The sequence below is a fragment of the Corallincola platygyrae genome (genome assembly GCF_039544265.1).
GTDB classification, from domain to species: domain Bacteria; phylum Pseudomonadota; class Gammaproteobacteria; order Enterobacterales; family Neiellaceae; genus Corallincola; species Corallincola platygyrae.
Genome location: NZ_BAABLI010000013.1, coordinates 72,490 through 92,585, shown reverse-complemented (window position 1 = coordinate 92,585; position 20,096 = coordinate 72,490). Strand labels below are relative to the sequence as shown.

Genomic DNA, 20,096 nt, shown 5'->3' with positions numbered 1-20,096 from the left:
GCCCCCAGCTACAGATGAATCAATCCAGTTCTAATTCCGCTAAATACGTGGTTGGTATCGACTTGGGTACCAGCAACATCGTGGTGGCTTATGCCCCACTGGATACACAAAAATTTCATATCTGGCCAATTCCACAATGGCTGGACCGAGGCCAATGGGGCAGTGCTGATAGTCTGCCCGCTGTTCGTTATCACTTCGGCTCAGAACTCGCCGCTTCAGATCAGGAGCTTCCCTGGCCCAAAAGCACCCTGCAGACCAAATTGCCACCAGCGATTTTTGGTCGATGGGCGCAATCTATTGGCACCACGGCTCCAAATCGTTTGGTTAGCAGCGCCAAAAGCTGGTTATGTCAGCCTCAACAATCCATAGGCCTGCCGGAGAAATCGGATACAGATATTGCGCAGGTAACGCCGCTTGAAGCTGTCGCCAGCTATCTGGATTACCTCCACTGCGCCTGGAACTTTGAATTCCCAGAGGCACCACTTTCCGAGCAACAGATACAAATTACCGTGCCCGCGTCATTTGATGAGCATGCACGAGCTCTGACGCTCGAAGCCGCACAGATGGCTGGACTGGCACATCCCATGCTGCTAGAAGAACCGTTGGCTGCGGCCTACGATTGGCTTTTGCATAACCCTGAAGCGGAACAGCTGGCACAATGCAAACAGTTGTTGGTTTGCGACATCGGCGGTGGTACCAGTGACTTTTCATTGATTAATGTTGAGCCCGATCCTGATGCAAATTTTCCTAATCTAGCTCGCCACGCTGTAGGTGAGCACTTGATGCTGGGTGGCGACAATATTGACCTGGCACTGGCGCGTCAGGCTCAACAAAAACTCTCGGGCCAGGGGCGCCCAGATGTAAAACAACTTAAGCAGTTGAGCCAACAGTGCCGACAGGCCAAAGAGCGTTTGCTGGCTAAAGATGCCCCAGATGAAATTGGCATTAACGTATTGGGCAGTGGCAGCGCATTGATTGGCGGTACCCGCCAAACCCGATTGACGCAAAAAGAAACCCAACAACTGGCTCTGGATGGTTTTTTCCCTGATGTAGAGATCACAGCAAAACCAAAGCAGCGGGTCGGTGCACTGGTGCAAACCGGTTTGCCCTATCCTGCAGACGCCGCTATTACCCGCCATCTGGCCAGCTTCCTGACGACACATTCAACCGATGACGCGCTTCCTGATGCTCTATTGCTTAATGGCAGTCCATTTCTAAGCACTCAGCTTAGCGATCGAATCCTGCACCAGGTCAGTCAATGGTATGGCGAGCCAGTGACACGGTTGGCCTCTCCAGCCCCCGACCTGGCTGTAGCCCGCGGTGCGGCCTACCATGGTTGGCTGCATGCCCGGCAGATCCAACTGATCCGCAGTGATACAGCGCGTAGCTACTTCGCTATTGTTGACTCGACCAGTGGTAAGCAGGCGATATGCATCATGCCAAGGGGCACGCCAGCAAATACTGCGCTGACACTCTCATCGCCAACATTTAAGCTCAGATGCGGACAACCAGTGCAGTTTTCCCTGGCCAGTGACAACAGCCCAACCGTTTATCCCCTTGGGCATTCGTTGGCGGACAATCAGCAGTTGCACCACCTCCCGCCTCTTTCGACAGAGCTGGACGGACAAGGGCTCCGAGATGTTCGGCTGAACACCACCCTTACCGAGCTGGGTGAACTCCGCCTTGTGTGTCAGTCGACCTCTGACATTAAGACAACCTCGCAAAACTCATGGCCGCTCAGTTTTAGCCTGCGAGCACATGAGCAGACTCAGTCTTCGGAGCAATCAGAGAGCAACCTCCAAATCTTTGCGGGTGACAGCGTGATCGCACAGGTGTTCGGTGGCAAATCACAGGCCAAAAAAGCATCACCGATGCGCCCTGCTCAACTGAAGGGAGCGTTAGAAAAAGCATTGGGTGACAGCCGCCACTGGAGTGGTTTGGTTTCAAGGCAACTGGCAGATCGGATGCTCTCGATCTCGGCCAAACGTCGCCGTAGTGAAAAGCACGAGTCAGTGTGGTTTAACCTGACAGGTTTTGCACTGCGCCCCGGTACCGGGATGCCAGACGACCAGGCTCGGATAGAGCAGCTGTGGCCGCTCTACCAGCAAGCACTTCAATATCAAAAAGAGAGCCAAGGCTGGCGGGAGTGGTGGATCCTTTGGCGCCGTGTCGCCGCTGGACTTGACCAAAACCAGCAGCTTACCTTGTTGGACGATATTGGCATGGTACTGGTGCCAGGATTTGCCCGAAGTGCCGGCGGTAAAGCCAAGCAGCAGGCAGGTATTGAAGAGCGGATTCGTTTGATTGGCGCCCTAGAGCGGATCCCAGTAGAAATAAAGACGCAACTCGGCGAACTGCTTTTGGATAAGCTGACAAAATCAACACATGTAGATGCCTCAGCCTGGGCATTGGCACGAATTGGTGCCAGGAAACTCGCTTACGCATCATCAGAACACCGAATTGATGCAGCGACAACCAACGAGTGGCTAGCACAGTTGCTTAAACTGGACTGGAAGCAGTTTCCAGCCATCGCCTTTCCTGCAGCAGCGATGGCGCGTCTTTGTGACGATGAGTATCAAGTCTCTGCCGAGCTACGCGCAGAGGTTGCAACCCGCCTGAAACGACTCAAACATACCGAACGATGGCTTTGCTGGTTGAGCAATACAGAGGACGAAACCCTGGAGGACCAACGTCATATTTGGGGTGATAGTTTACCCAGTGGATTGAGCCTTTCTCACTAAAATTGCCGCACCAGTGACGACATTGGTGCGGTATCAACTCCTTCATAAAAGCCGCCGAATCCTACTCACATAATTTCATCAGCCGTATACGGTTTGCCCTAACTCATCGCCTCTACTCAGAGGCATCCCACCTCTGAGCTTAAAGAAAAACGCCCTTATGTGCCGTTTGGAACATACCAGCCAAATAAGTCAGATTAGAGTACGGACCTAACCAGTAAGGCTAATTCAATCATATGTTTAGCCACACAACTTTTAACTATTGAGAAAGCAGAAATGAAACGAACATTGCAGCTCACGCTATGTATTGTCAGCTCCGTCCTTTTTGCCAGCGGTTGCGCTTCAGCGCCAGATCTAGAGAAGAGCCATTCTGGCTTTTTGAGTAGTTACAACAAACTAGAAACAGTGGAAGACGACAAAAACCAACTACGCTACAAAAAGTCATCTCTTAAACTGGCTGACTTTGATTACATTCAAGTAGAGGAGCCCACCTCTCTCATCGCCGACAGCTTGGCGCTGGACTCAAACATATCCGTTGAAGATCAAAAGATACTCGCTGATTACTTCTCTGATCAGGTGCACACACAGATTGGCAAAGAAATAGATTTGCCAGGTAGTGGAAATCCTCTGCTGCTAAGAAGTGCATTTACCGGGATCACCAATACATCTGAAGACCTTGCATTCTACCAATACATACCTGTCGCTCTGGTAATCACGGGCATCAAAGAGGCTGCCGGCAAACGCGACAAAGTGCCGATGATGTTTATGGAATTTGAACTGACAGATCAAGTCACGGGCGAAGTGCTAGTGCAGTCGATGAAAAGAGTACCGCTGGAAGAGATAACAGCAGAAGAGTTAGAGCAACAGGGTGTTGGCGCTATCCTGCCCAAGATAGATCTTGCCATTGCAACATTCAAACAGTCTGTTGAAGCACAGGTTAAGGCCATTGAAGGCTAACAAAAGCTGAGTTAACCCTTAACTCGTAAGGTTCAATTGAGTTGTGTAATATGCATAGCTCAATTGAAACTCATGAGCCGTTCATTGCCTTCGCGTTCACCCCACCACAATATCGCTGCTGACACCGTCAAATGGTGCTGTCCTTTAGATGAGGACTTAAAGCGGCAGCTTCTCGCCATTGCAGAGCTGGATACCAGTATCAGAAGTGCATTGAACGGTTACGCATTTGGCAACCTAAATGGCGTGATCTACATTCTCAATGGCTCACAGACAGTGTGCCTTGGTAATGAAACAGGCAACGGTTTGGTTGGCGCTGTGATGGGGCAAGGTGATTGGCTTGGCGCCCTGACGATAGGCAACAGATACCAAGCGTATTTGATGACTGAAGAATTAGCGCCAACTGAGCTTCTCTACTTTCCCGGCAAAAAGATCCTAAATCTCGCCAAAACTTATCCAGATATCTATCGCTGGTTATTCCATACAGCACAGTCAACGCAATTGAAGTGGCTTCAGGCCAATCTAGCTGCACACCAAAGCCGATTTACCCGCGCTGCGTTTGCCCTCATTGAAGTGACTGCAAGGCAACACGATCCCATTCCAACACAGCCTGAAATCAGAGTATCTCAAGATCAACTGGCACGACTGTCTGGCTTTAGTCGCTCGAGGCTAAATGAAGTACTTAGGATATTTGAGCAAAAAGGCTACGTGAAACTGGGCAGAGGAAAAATCACTTTAACCTCCTTGGCGGGACTCAATGAGCACCTACAGGAATTACACACCGTCTTTGTAACTGATAGTTTAACGTTAAGGCTCTCGAAAGAGCCTTAACAATCTCGAGCCAAATTAGGGCTGCTGACGGGTTGCCGCCACCACAATCTCCCGAATACACAGGTTTTGTGGTTGCTGATATGCAAACAGTGCGGTGCGTGCAATATCATCCGGGCTAATCACACCACCCATCTGCTCTTTCCAACCTTCGTAATTGGCCTTTATTTCATCTGAAGTCGTGTGGCTCAGCAGCTCTGTCTCCACTGCGCCAGGGGCGATAACAATGACTCGCACATTATCATCCGCAACCTCTTCTCTCAGATTTTCGCTCATAGCATGGACGGCAAATTTTGTTCCGCAGTACGCTGCGTGTGCAGGGAATGTTTTACGCCCAGCGATAGAGCTGACATTGAGAATAGTCCCGCCCTTGCGCGCCTTCATTGCAGGTAAAACCGCATGCGTGCCATTGAGTACGCCCATCACATTGACATCAAACATGCGTTGCCACTCATTAGGGTCTTGCGTATCCAACCCTCCTAGCAACATACATCCTGCATTGTTAATGAATAGATCAACATTTCCATACTTAGCCTCTGCTTCAGCAACCGCTGCTGCAATGGCATCGCGATCTGTCACGTCCACTTGTCGACACAATGTGTTTGGCAATGACAACGATTCCAGTCGATCAACCCTGCGGGCCAACAACAGTAAAGGGTGGCCTTCATTACTGAATGCTTGGGCCATTGCCGCACCGATACCTGAACTGGCGCCAGTAATTACAACTAGTGGTTTACTCATGGTGTTTCCCCGAATTCTAACGCTTAAGGCTAGTTTGATTCCGCCTTAACGCGTTGAGTGAAGTATAAAGTATGGGCGACATCTTAAACATGCTATTGTTTTAATAAATAGCCGAAAAACTAATAGACTGTTCTTTTTTTATGAACAAAAGCGATACTGAAAAAATATATTGGAAAGGGATTTGCGCGTTTATTGCGGTAGCAAGAAGTGGCAGCTTTAGCGCGGCGGCAGAGGCATCAGGAAACTCTAAATCAAATCTCAGCCAACAAGTGTCTCAACTAGAGCAGTTGCTGAATGTGCAGCTATTGCACCGCACAACCAGACAGTTGAGATTGACAGAAATTGGCCAAGGTTATTTGGAAAAATGCCAAATTGCTGTTCAGCAGCTGAGTCTCGCTACTGAGTGGGCGATTGAAAATAGATCCAAGTTGGCAGGCGAGATCAAAATGAATGCCGTGGGCGGCCTAATTGGCGAAGAGGTCATCGCTCCCTTACTGATTGAGTTCCAGCAGGCTTACCCCGATATCGATGTAAAACTAGACTTCTCGAGCCAACGCGTCGATCTTTTATCTAGCCCTTATGATCTGGTAATGCGCATGGGGGAGCTTGAAGATTCATCACTCATTGCCAGACGATTACACACTATTTCAACCAAATATGTTGCCAGCCCAAGCTTTCTGCAACGGTATGGCAGCATCGAACACCCATCGGATCTAACACATTGCCCGTTAATCTATGGCAGCGTCAGTGAGTGGCGGTTTCACCAGGGAGAGACTCAAGTTAGTGTGCGAGCAGAACAGGGGTTTCAAATTGCCAATGGTCGTGTGATGCTAAAAGCGGCTCTAGAAGGCCAAGGCATCGCTCGATTGGCAGACGTTTATGTTGAGCCCTACCTTGCCAATGGTGAACTGCTAGAAGTACTGCCTTTATGGCATCCAAGCGATACCCGTCTGTCATTGGTTTCCCCCCCGGCCCGTTACCAACTAAATAGAGTGCGAGCCTTGATGGATTATCTGATCGAACACTTTTCGGCTAAGTATCAGCAAGTCATGCTACGTACGTAAAAACAGCGATGACCACTTAAAGCGAGTATCGAGATGACGGAATACGAAAAGATGATGCAGGGTGAGTTGTTCAATGGTGGTGACAGCGAAATAGCGGCGGTGAGGGACAAAGCCTTCGGATTGCTTAAGCAGATCAACAACCATGGCACTTTCACAAAATCCAAAAAGCTGTTTCGTCAGCTTCTGGGCCATTTAGGGCATAGCTCCATTATCACTCCCACTTTTAATTGCGAGTTTGGTCAGCAGATACAGATAGGTGATCGCTGCTTCCTGAATATGAACGTGTTGATGCTGGATGGCGCCGAAATCACTTTAGGTGACCATGTATTGGTTGGGCCCAATGTGCAGTTTTATACCGCGTCTCATTCCATGGATTTCCATAGCCGGCGTCGCTGGGAAACCTTTTGTAAACCAATCACAGTAGGGAATGACGTCTGGATAGGTGGCAATAGCATCATCAATCAAGGCGTTACTATTGGCGACCGCGCCATTATTGCTGCTAACTCAGTGGTAAACAGTAATGTGCCGGCAGATACTGTGGTTGGTGGTACACCTGCCCGAATTCTGCGTACATTACCTTTAGAGTCAAACAGCGATACCGAAAACTAATGCCATTACCCATTGTCGCTCATACCGATTACAGCTTTCCCTTTCCAACGGAACACAGGTTTCCAATGGATAAATTTGGCCTATTGCAACGACACATGCGTGCCCTTGGTATTCTTGGTGAAAGCAATCTGCACACACCAAAAACCTGCTCGGCCAGTGACCTGATGATGGCGCATTGCCATCACTACATTCGTCGCTTTGATCTCAATGAGCTGGATGCCAAAGAGATGAGGCGAATGGGCTTACCGTGGAGTGAAGGATTAAGACACAGAACCTTTACCGCTCCCAACGGTACACTTTTAACCTGCGAGTTAGCCCTGGAACATGGCTTAGCTTCACACCTCGCCGGAGGCACTCACCATGCCCATTACGACTTTGGCTCAGGCTTTTGCATTTTTAACGATATGGCTTATGCCGCACGCAGTATGATCCACAGAGGAAAAGCCAAGCGCATACTTATATTTGACTGCGATGTGCATCAAGGTGATGGCACGGCCTCTATTCTTGAAGAAGATGCAGACATATTTACCTGCTCTATCCATTGTGAGAAAAACTTCCCTCACCGCAAAGCAACGAGCGATCTAGACGTAGGCTTGGGCAAAGCAATGGAAGATGAAGCTTACATAGGCGTGGTGATAGACACACTGGATCGATGCCTGGCGGAGTTTAAACCCGACTTTGTCATTTACGACGCCGGCGTGGACGTGTATGCAAATGATCCTCTGGGGTTATTAAACATCTCGTTGGACGGAATTCGCGGAAGAGATTCGGCGGTGTTAACTCGTACAGTAAAACGCGGTATACCCACAGCAACCGTGATAGGTGGCGGGTATGATAAAGACCAGCAAGCTCTGGCAAAACGTCATGGTATCGTAGTTGAAGAGGCTTATGCCCTCTCAAAGCAGATTTAGAGACAGTTAGAACTTGCCGATGTTTCAACGTATTAATCAGTTTCTGCCCTCCATTCGATGGAAGTTTTTTACGTTAATCTGTATCCCTGTGGCCGTGGTTTTTCAGGTGCTAGGCGGTCTAACCTTCCGTATCCTTGCGCAGTCAGATTTTGAGCTAATCAGTGCTTCCCACTTGCTGTATGCAAAGCTCACTATGGAAGTTTTTCTCTATGGCTGCATGGGGCTTTACAGCGTCAAGCTGCCAAAAAGTCACCGACCAGCGATCGATTACCTTCTGCATTTGGTTTTGTTTGGGTTAGCGGCTTACACATTAGTCGTGATAGCGCAGCGCCTTCTTCAAACTCCATAATAGGTTACCGACCCTTACGAGTTTTTTAACTAAGCTAATTCCTGCAACTTAAAAAATGTGGACTCCAAATTGTCACAGGCAAAACTGCAGGCTCGTCGTTGGGTATGGTTTCTGGATGTCGTATTTGGCGCCATTGTCGCTCTGGGTATCCAAACCTATGAGCCAACCATAAAGGCAGCATGGCAACTTGGCGCTTTGGAGACCGTATTATCACTTGTTGTTGCTATAGCAGCTGCATTCTTTGTTGTGTACGACATTGTGGTCTACCACCTGTTGGTCAGAAAATATCGTTATACCGTTTCTAGCATAGGCTTCATTCGCTTCTTTCTCGATCTGGTGATGGCCTTCATTCTCTACACCCTGTTGGTATCAGCCCTTCAAGCAAACCCGGACTGGTACGCAATGCTATGGTCATTAACCCTGTGGCATGCAGCAGCAACGGTTTGGCACCTGCTGGCGCAGGCAGAACTCAGTGAACCTTCAGATGACAACACTTTGGCGGAATCGGTTGGCTCACATGTTGTCTTTATTTTGATCTACTGGGCTGTGGCTTTTGTCAGCTACGGTTTCGCCCAGCAAGAGATGGCATCTTTAGAGCTTTCCCCTGACTCCGTTGCTTTAACCTCGCTGAGTATCAGCATTCTTGCGGTGTCAGCACTTAGATGGCACCGGGTGCTTGTAAAGTTGTAATCCGGTCGAAACACGCAGATTTGATAACAAATCGTCAATATTTTTTACATTTAGTTAAAGACTTGAGAGATTTTTGATAGGCTCCGGCAAACACATGAAATATATGTGTTTTCCAGGGAGACCATAATGAATATCAAAACTACCACGCTGAGTGCAGTTGCTGCGGCAAGCCTCGCCCTATCGGCACTGATACCAACACAGGCCGTCGCTAACGACGCCTTCGCGCAGTCTTTATGCGGCTATGTTGCTGCCGACGATCCGGGTCGCCTGCGTAAGAAACTGAAAGAGAACAAGCTCAGACTGCGAAAGGTATATGACGACATCCTTTGCGACGGTTCCAGCATGTTAAAATTCGCCATCGAGAAAGGTTCTGTTGGCGCTGGTGAGTTCATTACCAAGAAGCTACCAAAGAAATCACTGACAAAATCGGGGCCGGATGGCTGGGTGATCCTTGAGTGGGCGGAATCTAAGGGCCACGCCGATTCCGCGATCGTTACAGCTATCAGATCTCGCATCGCAGGATAATAAATACTACAAGCGACGAGAGAGCTCTGATTAAAAAGGCGGCCACCTGGCCGCCTTTCTGTTTTTACAGCTTAAACTGACTAACTGAGACTTGAAGTGCATCAGACAGCCTGGCGACTTCCTCGCTAGCCTTCGCCGTCTGCTCAGCCCCCTGCGACGTCTCTTCAGCAATCTCCACCATCTGTACCAACTTATGATGAATTTCTCCTGACACTTTCTGCTGTTCGTCAGCCGCGGTAGTGATGAAATGACTTTGCTCATGAATGGCATGCACAGAATCAGAAATAGCACTCAATGCTACATCGGTATCTTCACTCTTAGTAACACAAAGCTCAGTAATATCAGCACTGCTTTGCATGCTGTTTACCGCTTCACTGGCACCTTGCTGAAGCTTCTCGATCATCTCTTGAATTTCAGTGGTTGACGACTGGGTGCGACTGGCTAATGCACGAACCTCATCAGCAACTACAGCAAAACCTCTACCCTGCTCGCCCGCCCGTGCAGCTTCAATTGCGGCATTTAGTGCTAACAGGTTAGTTTGTTCTGCAATCGTCTGAATTACATCCACGACAGAGCCAATCTGGCCACTATTCTCGGCCAAACGGTTGATGACATCAGAGACACTTTGCAACTCAGACGCCAGGCGTTCGATCTGCTCTTTGCTTTCTTCTGAAAGACAACGTGCATTTTTCGCTTCGTCGTTAGCTTGTTGAACTGAGCTAAGCGTCACGCCAGCATTGGTCGCTACCTGTTCCGCGCTCGAATTCAGCTCAGTAGTTGCACTAGCGGCTTGGTCTATCTGCAACCGCTGTTCTTGAATACCATGAGTACTCTGCATGGTGATAGCCGAGGTTTCTTCTGCCGCAGCGGCAAGCTGCGTTGCATGCCCGGTGATTTCTTGAATGAGTCTGCGCAAACTGTCGACCAAAGCATTCACGTTCCGAGACAGTTCGGAAAACTCATCCTGTCCACTCTCATCCAGCGATTGAGTGAGGTCTCCACCAGCTATGGTATGAAGCATTGAGTTCACCCGACTTAGCGGCTTTAGAATGCTGCGGATAGTTGCGAAGGCAATGCTAACAGCCACCACTAAGCTCAGCAGCGTAACACCAATGATTAACCAGTGGGTGCGAGAAATCGTCGCTGTCAGGGATGTTTGCAGCTGATCCGCTTCGGCCATAGTTTGCAGCAATCGGTCGGACAAGGTTGCCTGAAGAGCTTCCTGCAGCTCGAGACTTTGCTCAGCAAACTTCTGTGTGTCGGCAATTGCCGTTAAGCGTTGCTGATGGATAGATTGGGGAGACCGACCTTGTTCAAATAACGCAAATGTGGCCGAAACCGCATCATGGATTTCATTGATAAGATCTTCATCGACATCAGAGCTATCGATTCGCTTCAGATCGCCATAGAGTGAATCTGCATTACCAACATAGTTATCCAGTTCGTTAAGCAAGTTGCCCGCTTTTTCTGGGGACAACTCTTTAAATAACTCCGAAGAGGCGGTAACCAGAGATGAAAGCGCGGTTTCCAGCTGACCACTGACACGGGAAAGCCGCACCTGTTCACCTTCCGTTTCATCCATCAGATCCAGCAGCAAACCACCAGCTTCATCACTAAGATCGGTGAGCTCTTCGAGTAACAGTACCTCTTGATTGCCAAGCTTTAACGACCCTTCACGTGCATCGAAAAAATCTCGAGTAATAGCCGTGTAAGCATCAAAACTTTCACTGAGTTCACCAGTTTGCCCGCCAGCCTGCTGGCTCTGCTCCTTTATCAACATGGACAACTCACCATGCAGCTCGTTAAAGCTATCCTGGTAGCTTTGCAGCCCTTCAATGGTGGAGGCATTTAAGCTATGAACCAACTGGGTTTCAAGTTTGGAAAGCAAAAGCGATAAGCGGTTGCTGGTATTGAGTTGAGGTATCGCTTTTTGACTGATCTGCTGTTGGTCAGATTCAACGTCAAGTAAGCCAAATAGTGCACTTGCGCCCCCGATGAACAGCAATAGCGTTAGCGCAGCAAACCCCGCTACGATCCGCTTAGCAACGGTTAGTCGCATCTGTAACTCCCTGGAATATATATTTATAGTATTATTTTCGTGACTTGGGTCACTGTCCGGATGCTATCAAAAGAGAGAAGGAAAGTAAGGCAAGGAAGGCTGTCGATCTGGGATTTTGAGAGATAAGGTGTAAAAAAAACCTACACCACAAGTTGCAAATTTGTAAACAGAAGTAGACTGACACTAGTTGACGCAAGCGTTTTGGGTACCATGCACCCGCGACATACGACCGCCATGGATGGCGGAAATGTCGAAAATGCATGGAGCAATTTTCGACCGTACTTCCTGTACACAGCGTGCCCTTTGGGTATCGCCGCTCCTGCACATCCTTGTGCCCGCGGCATACCGTACTTCCTGTACATCGCCGCTCCTGCACATCCTTGTGCCCGCGGCATACCGTACTTCCTGTACATAAAAAAACCCCGGCGGATGGCCGGGGTTTTTCTGAGAGTCAGGAAAGATTACTTGTTAGCTTTCTTTTCTTTCTCAGCAGCAATCACTTCTTCTGCTACGTTAGCTGGGCAAGCCGCATAGTGGCTGAACTCCATAGAGAACTGACCACGACCTGAAGTGATAGTACGCAGGTGACCAATGTAACCGAACATCTCGGCCAGAGGTACATCACCCTTAATACGTACACCAGTAGCACCCGCTTCCTGGTCTTTAATCATGCCGCGACGACGGTTCAAGTCACCGATTACGTCACCCACGTTGTCTTCTGGAGTGAACACGTCAACTTTCATGATTGGCTCAAGAAGCTGAGGACCGGCTTTAGGCATTGACTGACGGAATGCGCCTTTAGCAGCGATTTCGAACGCAATGGCTGATGAGTCAACCGCGTGGAAACCACCGTCATAAAGCTCAACTTCAACGTCCAGTACAGGGAAGCCAGCCAGAGGGCCTTCTTCCATCATACCTTCGAAGCCTTTTTCAATGGCAGGGAAGAATTCCTTAGGAACGTTACCACCAACAACCGTAGACTCGAACTTGAAGCCTGAGTTTGGCTCACCTGGCTTGATGCGGTAATCGATCTTACCGAACTGACCAGAACCACCAGACTGCTTCTTGTGCGTGTAGCTGTCTTCAACCGCTTGCGTGATAGTTTCACGGTAAGCAACCTGAGGCTGACCAACAATCAGTTCAACACCGTAAGTACGCTTAAGGATGTCTACTTTAATGTCGAGGTGAAGCTCACCCATACCTTTCAGGATGGTCTCGCCAGTTTCCTGGTCGGTTTCAACAACGAAAGAAGGATCTTCTGCAACCATCTTGCCGATAGCTACGCCCATCTTCTCGTTACCGCCCTTGTCTTTCGGCTGAACAGCAATTGAGATTACTGGCTCAGGGAAGATCATAGGCTCAAGAGTACAAGGGTTCTTCACATCACACAGCGTGTGACCAGTCTGAACGTTCTTCATACCTACAACCGCGATGATGTCACCGGCTTGAGCATAATCCAGCTCAGTACGGTCATCAGCGTGCATCTCAACCATACGGCCGATACGCTCAGTTTTACCAGTGTAAGAGTTAAGGATGGTGTCACCCTTACGCATTACACCTGAGTAGATACGGATAAAGGTCAGGGCGCCGAAACGGTCGTCCATGATCTTAAATGCCAATGCACGCAGTGGCTCTTCAGTAGATACAGTCGCTACTTCACCAGTAGGCTCACCGGTTTCGCTGTCAGTCAGAGGCTGAGCTGGAACTTCGGTAGGCGCTGGCAGGTAATCAACAACCGCGTCTAGAACCAACTGGATACCTTTGTTCTTAAATGCAGAACCACAGTAAGTTGGGAAGAAGCTCAGGTTGTGAGTACCTTTCTTGATGCACTCTTTGATCTGCTCAACGGTAGGTTCTTCACCTTCCATGTAAGCCATCAACAGCTCGTCGTCCTGCTCCAACGCAGTTTCGATCAGCTCTTCACGGTATGCAGCAGCATCATCAACCATGTCTGCAGGGATATCGGTAACTTCGTAGTTTTCTGGCTGACCAGATTCGTCCCAGATGTAAGCTTTCTGGCTCAATACATCTACAACACCAACGAAGTCGTCTTCAGTACCGATAGGCAAAGTCATTACCAGCGGAGTTGCGCCCAGTACTTTCTTAACCTGGTCAACAACGCGGTAGAAGTCTGCACCCAGACGGTCCAGCTTGTTTACGAAGATCAGACGAGATACTTCTGATTCGTTCGCGTAGCGCCAGTTAGTTTCTGACTGAGGCTCAACACCACCAGAACCACAGAATACACCTACACCACCATCGAGAACTTTCAGTGAACGATAAACTTCAACAGTGAAGTCAACGTGTCCTGGAGTATCGATGATGTTCAGGCGGTGGTCGTTCCAGAAACAGGTAGTTGCAGCAGACTGAATGGTAATACCACGCTCTGCTTCCTGTTCCATGAAGTCAGTAGTCGCTGCACCATCATGTACTTCACCGGTCTTGTGGATCTTACCGGTCAGCTTAAGAATACGTTCAGTAGAAGTGGTTTTTCCCGCATCAACGTGCGCGAAGATACCAATATTTCTATATTTGGATAAGTCTGCCATTGCTTTGCTCAGTAAGTGTTGAGTTCAAAATCGCGCGCCAGTATACAGGATTTTATTTGGATAGGTCAGAACAAATTTCGATCTTATCTTAATTCCACCTTTCCGTTGGCCGCGCGGCTGTGAAAATATATCGATATACGGCCAGCGTGGAGCCATTAGCCTATTGATTTTTATAATAATGGAGTCAAAGGCACGGCTAACAGCCTCGTACATCTGAGGATACTTTGGGTTGATCTCTATTTAAGTTGCGCCGCTCGTAGTAGAACACGGCGCATTGGGGCTGAAGCTGGAATACGGTTTCGTTGAATGCATTATTGAAAGAAACGTTGAACGACGGATCAACATCTATCAAGGTGCCAATTCCCTCAAGGGCGTAGCTGGGATAACCCCACGTCGTTTTGATTGAAACGCCACCATCTTTGGTGAGGTAAAACTGGCTATGAGTCGCTTTCTCATCACACTTCTTATCGATGACGCAGGCTTCGTACGCGATCTTCATCTCTTCGATAATTGTGCCATGCAGGTGTTTGATCATAGCGATGCGAGCATCATGGCCTAGCGACATGAGTTTAGGTACTGCAAATACCGATAGAATCCCAATAATGATGATCACAGTGACCAGTTCAATGGTCGTAAAACCATTCGATTGAAATCGCTTCATTCTATAAACCTCAAAGCTAAGGCTTGGGAACAGGGTTCATCTGTTTAGCCAAATATAGTCAAAGAACGATGTTGCCTGCGATCAATTGTCGTATTGGTTGAAAACTCAGGATAAGATTTGGGTCCAATGAGTACCTCGACAGCAAACGAATCCAAAACAAATAGCGGATTTCTCCTTACCCGACATAGCTGGGATACCAAACAGGGAACTCAGATAGCTCTCTGGCTGAGCACGCAGCAAGGACCGGCCAAGCTAATCATTGATAATGAGCAGCCCCTATTTTTTATTGTCAGTGAAAACGCTGATAGTGCAGTCAACGCCCTGCTTGCTGCTCAGGTGTCACATCAAATCAAACCGCTTCCTCTTCATACATTTGATCATCAACCGATAAGCGCGCTTTATTTCGATCAGATAAAGGATCACTATCGTGCTCAGGATCTATTGGTTGCAGAGGGGATTGAGCTGTTTGAAGCAGACTTTCGCCTTCACGATCGCTATCTGATCGAGCGATTCTGCTACGGCGGTGTTTCCTTTATTGGCGCACCAAGCCAAAAAGCGGGTTATACCGAATACCGAAATGTAAAAATCAGGCCAAATGCGTTCCAGCCAAGTTTCCGGCTCGTCTCTTTCGATCTTGAGTGCTCAGCTCAAGGAGAGCTTTATTCAGCAGGCTTTCATATGCCGGCTAGCGCAACAAACGAAGAAACCAACTGGGTGATCATGCGCGGCAAGCCTCAAGCTGCAGACACCCAGATTTACTGGGTGGATAGTGAAAAAGACCTGTTGCAAGCGGTTGAACGAGCATTTCAGCAGATGGACCCCGACCTCATTATTGGCTGGAATGTGGTTAACTTTGATTTCCGACTATTGCTTAAACGCGCAGAGCTACACGGTGTAAGCCTTCAAATTGGCAGGGGCCACAGTACGCCCCACTGGCGTGACGCTCGCAATGACTCTCAGCAGGGCTATGTATCGATACCCGGGCGTGTCGTTATTGATGGCATTGATGCACTCAAAACTGCCACTTATCAATTTGTGAGCTTTAGCCTGGAGTCAGTTGCGCAAGCACTTCTTAATAAAGGAAAGTTTGTTGATCATGTCGAAGATCGTATGGCGGAAATCGATCATAACTTTCGCCATAACAAACCTGCACTGGCCAAATACAATTTGGAAGATTGCCGCCTGGTCGCAGAGATCTTTGAGTATACCCATCTTATCGACTTTCTTAGATTGCGCAGTCAGTTGACTGGTTTAGAGCTGGATCGAAGTGGCGGTTCAGTTGCCGCATTTACCAACCTTTATCTACCCAAACTCCATCGTGCCGGCTATATCGCACCTAATTTGCCAGCGGGTGGCGGGCTCGCCAGCCCAGGTGGATACGTGATGAACTCCAAGCCCGGCCTATACACTCATGTTCTGGTGTTGGACTTCAAGAGCCTGTATCCCTCGATCATTCGCACCTTCAAAATTGATCCTTTGGGTTTAATAGAGGGATTGAAACACCCTGAACAAGCGATCCCAGGATTCCGTGACGCGCATTTCTCGCGAACAGAACATTTTCTTCCAGACATCATCAGTCAGTTATGGAAGCAGCGAGACGAGGCAAAGCGGGATAAAGATGCAGCTCGCTCTCAGGCGATCAAGATCCTTATGAATAGCTTCTATGGTGTGTTGGGATCTGGAGGATGCCGCTTCTATGACCCAAGACTCGCCAGTTCAATTACACTGCGAGGCCATGACATTATGCAAACAACCGCCAAGTGGATAAATGAGCTTGGTTATCAGGTAATTTACGGTGATACAGATTCCACCTTTGTTTGGTTAGACGAGCGTATCTCACCTAAAGATGCGGACAAGATCGGCAACGACCTCGCCACAGAGATCAACCGCCGCTGGAAACGAGTTTTCGAAGATGAGTATCAGATAGAGAGTGCGTTGGAGATCGAATACGAAACCCACTATCGACGTTTTCTGATGCCTACTATCAGAGGCTCCGATGCCGGTAGTAAAAAGCGTTACGCAGGACTAATCGGCGAAGGGGACCGTGAAAAGCTGGTGTTTAAAGGACTGGAAACCGTTCGCACCGATTGGACTGAATTAGCCAAAGAGTTCCAAACCAAGCTCTACGAGTTGGTATTTCATGATCAGGACCCCAGTGAATTTGTCATCAAAACAGTAGAGCAGACAAAAACTGGCGAAAGGGATGCACAGTTGGTGTATCGGAAGCGCCTACGCCGAAAGTTGGCAGACTATGTCAAGAATGTACCGCCACACGTAAAAGCGGCGCGGATCGCAGACCAACAAAACCAATTGTTAAACAAACCGAGAAAATATCAGAATCGCGGCACGATCAGTTACCTTATTACCGTGAACGGACCTGAGCCGATCGAGCACCTCAACAGCACGATCGATTACGATCATTACGTTGAAAAACAACTAAAACCAGTCGCTGACGCGATACTTCCTTTTATAAATCTTGATTTCGATCGGTTAATAGATAGCCAATTAGGATTATTCTAACTTCAATTAACTATTTATTAATAATAAATGTGATCTAATCGTACTTTTCGGATATATTCGTGCGCAATCTGGCCAGGATGGCTGAAATATAAACAGTCATTCACTTAGAGGCTGATGTTTTCACCATGAATCAACCACCTGTAATCGCTAAATGCCCATATTGCTCAACAAAGTTGCAGCAATTTGTTAGCGAGTGTCCGCGTTGTGAAGGCCCGATTGAGGTTAACACCAAAACGGACAGCAAGTGGCTGAATAAAAAAGGTATCGAGTTCGTCTGGTACAGCCAACAAGCTGAGAACTACGCGTCTAAGCGTGGTCTGGATGCAGGCAAGCTGAAAATTGAAATCCAATCTGGCTTACGTCAGGGCTATAACGAAAATGGCACCTGGTTTGTACGCTATCAATTAGCAACCCGGAAACGTGGACGCAGCCTGCCTATGATGGCTGCCTCAGTTGCAACAGTCGCAACTCTTCTTGGCGGCGTCATGTACGGGACAGCCTACACAGCAACTTCCTACGACAGTGTCAAAGACAAAATGATGATGCTATGCAAAGCGGAAGTGGAACAATACGCTGAACCCGGTGAAATCACCTATACCCATGCGCAGGCCACACAGCCAACTAAGCGGTTATGGCAAGTCAGCTACAACTTGGAATTCAATACTCGTGAAGAGAAAGGCGCCAAGAAAGTAGCCACCTGCGTGCTGGAAGATGGCAAGCTTTCTGAAGTCAAACTAGTTGCGCTGAACAACTGACGAGCTTAGCGCAGCTCTAAAACTTGTACTGCGCCGCTGTAATAAACTGCCCAAATGACTCGCACCAAACCACTACAGTACTGTACTGGTGGACATCCACGCCCTCTGGAACAGCAACCATAAAGTCTTCGAAACTATCGACATCACCTATGTGTTTCGACATGCCTTTAATGGCGTTAAAACCCGCTTCGGTTTCAACAAACTCGGGCACCAGATACAAACGATAATCAGGCCCTGGGGCCAACTCGCCATCAAAGCTCACAAACTCATCACTGACGCTGACCTTGCCTTCGCCCCAGTGAAGCCAGTCACTATCTTCGAGATCTCTGTGAAACTCAGCTTGATAGACAGCCTGACTGGCATGAGCCTGAAGTTTTTCGTCAGAAGGTCCCTCTTCCTGAGTCAAAAGTGGCAGCATATAGATACCCAGTACAAATCCCGCTACGCCTGTAGCTAGGTGGGTAATCAAATTGATCAATGCCTTCAAGCCTTACTCCTTATTTTTGCTTCATGTTCTTGATGAGCAGAGTGGTCACTCTGTCAGTACAGTAGAACCTGATTGAAGATGTTTAATTTCACATAAGTTAACAATAGGTTGTTTTGTAAATCTCGAGCGGTTAATAAGTTAGCCGTAGTTAGCAAGTTAACCCGTCATCAAATTACTACCACGAAGATCTCTCCCCAATAAATTCTTCAGAAACACTGGCTCCATAGAAGCTATGCTTGATAAGGCTGTGAAAGGGGAAATCATTGTTAAGAAGACTATCTTTCTGGTTGTTGCTGCCATTGGTTTTACCACAAGCGGTCTGGGTAAAGCGCACTGCCCTGCGCTTTGCGGCGGCACCGGGGCTGAATAAGGACACTATAACGTCCACTAAGATCACCAGCTCTGACACCCCAAACACTTCAGTCAAAGTCAAACCAAAAACTTTGAAACTAGTTGGCTTCGGAGACTCAATCATAGCGGGGGTTGGAGCGACAGATCAGAAATTAGGACTGGTTGCTCAAACAGCAGAGGCATTAGCAAGGCGTACTGGGTGGAACATGCAATGGCATGCCATTGGCGAAATAGGTGTTGATGCCAAAGGGCTGGTCAAACAACTTGATGCGCTGCAGGGTGCCAATCAGTTTGAGCAGGCAGATATTATTCTCATTTCTATCGGTGTGAACGATGTAACAAGCCTTACCCCCACACAATCATGGCAAGCAGCGCTGGAAAAAGTAATCCAGCACTTTTCCTCGCGGCCCTCACCTCCCGCCATCGTGTTTTGCGGCGTTCCACCAATGCAGCACTTTCCGCTTTTGCCAGAACCATTAAAAACAGCACTGGGGTTGCGAGCTCGCCGACTTGATTCTTTGTTGGTAAAACTCACCCAGACCAAACCAAGGTGTACTCACCTACCAATAACCATTTCACCAGAAGCGGAGCTTTTCTCCGCGGATGGATACCACCCGTCAGACCAAGGTTATCGCGACTTCGCCGAAAGACTCAGCAACCATATATTTAAGTCATTGCCTTGCCTGTTTTCATTGTTCGAAGAGAGCTCCCCTACAAGCACAAGAGAAATCGCTTGAAATAGACAGCGAAAAGCACAAAAGTATGCTTATAAGACGCATTCCAAAATAGTGTCTGAATAAACACAATTGGCCCACAAACGCACTGGAATAAAGCATGGAAGTTCGCCTGGTTACTGGCGGAGAAGCGCTGGAAGAAGCCGCCGCCATCTTGTCTCACCTTCGGACCCAATTTACTTTTGGAGCTCTGCTTCATCAGGTCAAAAAACAGATTGAACAAGGCTATCAGTTGGCTTGTGTTTATGACGGCAATAAGATGGTGGCCGTGGGAGGTTTCATAATGGGCCTCAAGCTCGCTTGGGGTAAACACATCTATGTTGACGATGTCATTGTGCTACCCGAAGAGCGTAGTAAAGGTGCTGGCAAAGTGCTGATTGACTGGTTAAAGCAACACGCCAGGGCCGAAGGCTGCGATCAACTGCACCTGGATTCAGGTGTTCAACGCTTCGATGCTCACCGCTTTTATCTACGTGAAGGACTCAATATCGCCAGCCATCACCTTTCAAATACCAATATTCAGGATGGGTCGTATTAGTTAGCGCTTGAAGTGAGTGGGATGACGCAATAA

General features: G+C 48.4%; 18 protein-coding genes. 13 read left to right on the top strand and 5 right to left on the bottom strand.

The window, feature by feature from the left end:
• The first annotated feature begins 14 nt into the window (after window positions 1-14).
• From ABEA14_RS11150 to ABEA14_RS11140, 3 genes are all read left to right on the top strand, one after another.
• Window positions 15-2,741 carry a hsp70 family protein gene (locus ABEA14_RS11150; RefSeq protein WP_345340083.1) on the top strand — a complete coding sequence of 909 codons (2,727 nt, stop codon included), beginning with the start codon at window positions 15-17 and terminating at the stop codon, window positions 2,739-2,741.
• Window positions 2,742-3,014: 273 nt separating this feature from the next.
• On the top strand, window positions 3,015-3,695 hold the full coding sequence (locus tag ABEA14_RS11145; RefSeq protein ID WP_345340082.1) for a DUF3313 domain-containing protein: 681 nt from the start codon (window positions 3,015-3,017) through the stop codon (window positions 3,693-3,695).
• Window positions 3,696-3,767: 72 nt separating this feature from the next.
• A complete protein-coding gene (locus ABEA14_RS11140) occupies window positions 3,768-4,523 on the top strand; it encodes a Crp/Fnr family transcriptional regulator (RefSeq protein ID WP_345340081.1) in 756 nt (251 codons plus the stop codon).
• 15 nt (window positions 4,524-4,538) lie between these two features.
• On the opposite strand, the gene ABEA14_RS11135 is transcribed toward ABEA14_RS11140, so the two are convergent.
• Window positions 4,539-5,261 (bottom strand): SDR family oxidoreductase, encoded by a 723-nt coding sequence (locus tag ABEA14_RS11135; RefSeq protein ID WP_345340080.1) that lies wholly within the window; start codon window positions 5,259-5,261, stop codon window positions 4,539-4,541.
• 140 nt (window positions 5,262-5,401) lie between these two features.
• Between ABEA14_RS11135 and ABEA14_RS11130 the strand changes: the two genes are divergently transcribed.
• The 6 genes from ABEA14_RS11130 (at window position 5,402) to ABEA14_RS11105 (ending at window position 9,409) form a co-directional block, all read left to right on the top strand.
• On the top strand, window positions 5,402-6,325 hold the full coding sequence (locus ABEA14_RS11130; protein WP_345340079.1) for a LysR family transcriptional regulator: 924 nt from the start codon (window positions 5,402-5,404) through the stop codon (window positions 6,323-6,325).
• A gap of 33 nt (window positions 6,326-6,358) precedes the next feature.
• Window positions 6,359-6,934 carry a sugar O-acetyltransferase gene (locus ABEA14_RS11125; RefSeq protein ID WP_345340078.1) on the top strand — a complete coding sequence of 192 codons (576 nt, stop codon included), beginning with the start codon at window positions 6,359-6,361 and terminating at the stop codon, window positions 6,932-6,934.
• On the top strand, window positions 6,934-7,845 hold the full coding sequence (locus ABEA14_RS11120) for a histone deacetylase family protein (protein ID WP_345340077.1): 912 nt from the start codon (window positions 6,934-6,936) through the stop codon (window positions 7,843-7,845). The genes ABEA14_RS11125 and ABEA14_RS11120 overlap by 1 nt, the downstream gene beginning before the upstream one ends.
• Window positions 7,846-7,864: 19 nt before the next feature.
• Window positions 7,865-8,194: a hypothetical protein gene (locus ABEA14_RS11115; RefSeq protein ID WP_345340076.1), complete on the top strand. Its 330-nt coding sequence runs from the start codon at window positions 7,865-7,867 to the stop codon at window positions 8,192-8,194.
• A 69-nt stretch (window positions 8,195-8,263) separates the two neighbouring features.
• Window positions 8,264-8,884, top strand: coding sequence for a hypothetical protein (locus ABEA14_RS11110; protein ID WP_345340074.1), 621 nt, complete (start codon window positions 8,264-8,266; stop codon window positions 8,882-8,884).
• Between the two features lie 126 nt (window positions 8,885-9,010).
• Window positions 9,011-9,409 (top strand): DUF3718 domain-containing protein, encoded by a 399-nt coding sequence (locus ABEA14_RS11105; RefSeq protein WP_345340073.1) that lies wholly within the window; start codon window positions 9,011-9,013, stop codon window positions 9,407-9,409.
• 64 nt (window positions 9,410-9,473) lie between these two features.
• Here the strand turns inward: ABEA14_RS11105 and ABEA14_RS11100 are convergent, their stop codons facing one another.
• From ABEA14_RS11100 to ABEA14_RS11090, 3 genes are all read right to left on the bottom strand, one after another.
• Window positions 9,474-11,468 (bottom strand): methyl-accepting chemotaxis protein, encoded by a 1,995-nt coding sequence (locus ABEA14_RS11100; protein WP_345340072.1) that lies wholly within the window; start codon window positions 11,466-11,468, stop codon window positions 9,474-9,476.
• 461 nt (window positions 11,469-11,929) lie between these two features.
• Window positions 11,930-14,017: an elongation factor G gene (gene fusA / locus ABEA14_RS11095; RefSeq protein WP_345340071.1), complete on the bottom strand. Its 2,088-nt coding sequence runs from the start codon at window positions 14,015-14,017 to the stop codon at window positions 11,930-11,932.
• A gap of 196 nt (window positions 14,018-14,213) precedes the next feature.
• Window positions 14,214-14,678 carry a pilus assembly FimT family protein gene (locus ABEA14_RS11090; RefSeq protein ID WP_345340070.1) on the bottom strand — a complete coding sequence of 155 codons (465 nt, stop codon included), beginning with the start codon at window positions 14,676-14,678 and terminating at the stop codon, window positions 14,214-14,216.
• A 126-nt stretch (window positions 14,679-14,804) separates the two neighbouring features.
• Here ABEA14_RS11090 and ABEA14_RS11085 point away from each other — a divergent pair, with 126 nt between their 5' ends.
• Both ABEA14_RS11085 and ABEA14_RS11080 read left to right on the top strand, forming a co-directional pair.
• On the top strand, window positions 14,805-17,198 hold the full coding sequence (locus ABEA14_RS11085) for a DNA polymerase II (RefSeq protein ID WP_345340069.1): 2,394 nt from the start codon (window positions 14,805-14,807) through the stop codon (window positions 17,196-17,198).
• Between the two features lie 125 nt (window positions 17,199-17,323).
• A complete protein-coding gene (locus ABEA14_RS11080; RefSeq protein ID WP_345340068.1) occupies window positions 17,324-17,953 on the top strand; it encodes a hypothetical protein in 630 nt (209 codons plus the stop codon).
• A 16-nt stretch (window positions 17,954-17,969) separates the two neighbouring features.
• Here the strand turns inward: ABEA14_RS11080 and ABEA14_RS11075 are convergent, their stop codons facing one another.
• Window positions 17,970-18,440: a DM13 domain-containing protein gene (locus ABEA14_RS11075; RefSeq protein ID WP_345340067.1), complete on the bottom strand. Its 471-nt coding sequence runs from the start codon at window positions 18,438-18,440 to the stop codon at window positions 17,970-17,972.
• A gap of 263 nt (window positions 18,441-18,703) precedes the next feature.
• Here ABEA14_RS11075 and ABEA14_RS11070 point away from each other — a divergent pair, with 263 nt between their 5' ends.
• Window positions 18,704-19,528 (top strand): SGNH/GDSL hydrolase family protein, encoded by an 825-nt coding sequence (locus tag ABEA14_RS11070; protein WP_345340066.1) that lies wholly within the window; start codon window positions 18,704-18,706, stop codon window positions 19,526-19,528.
• A 97-nt stretch (window positions 19,529-19,625) separates the two neighbouring features.
• Window positions 19,626-20,063, top strand: coding sequence for a GNAT family N-acetyltransferase (locus ABEA14_RS11065; protein ID WP_345340065.1), 438 nt, complete (start codon window positions 19,626-19,628; stop codon window positions 20,061-20,063).
• Window positions 20,064-20,096 lie beyond the last annotated feature (33 nt).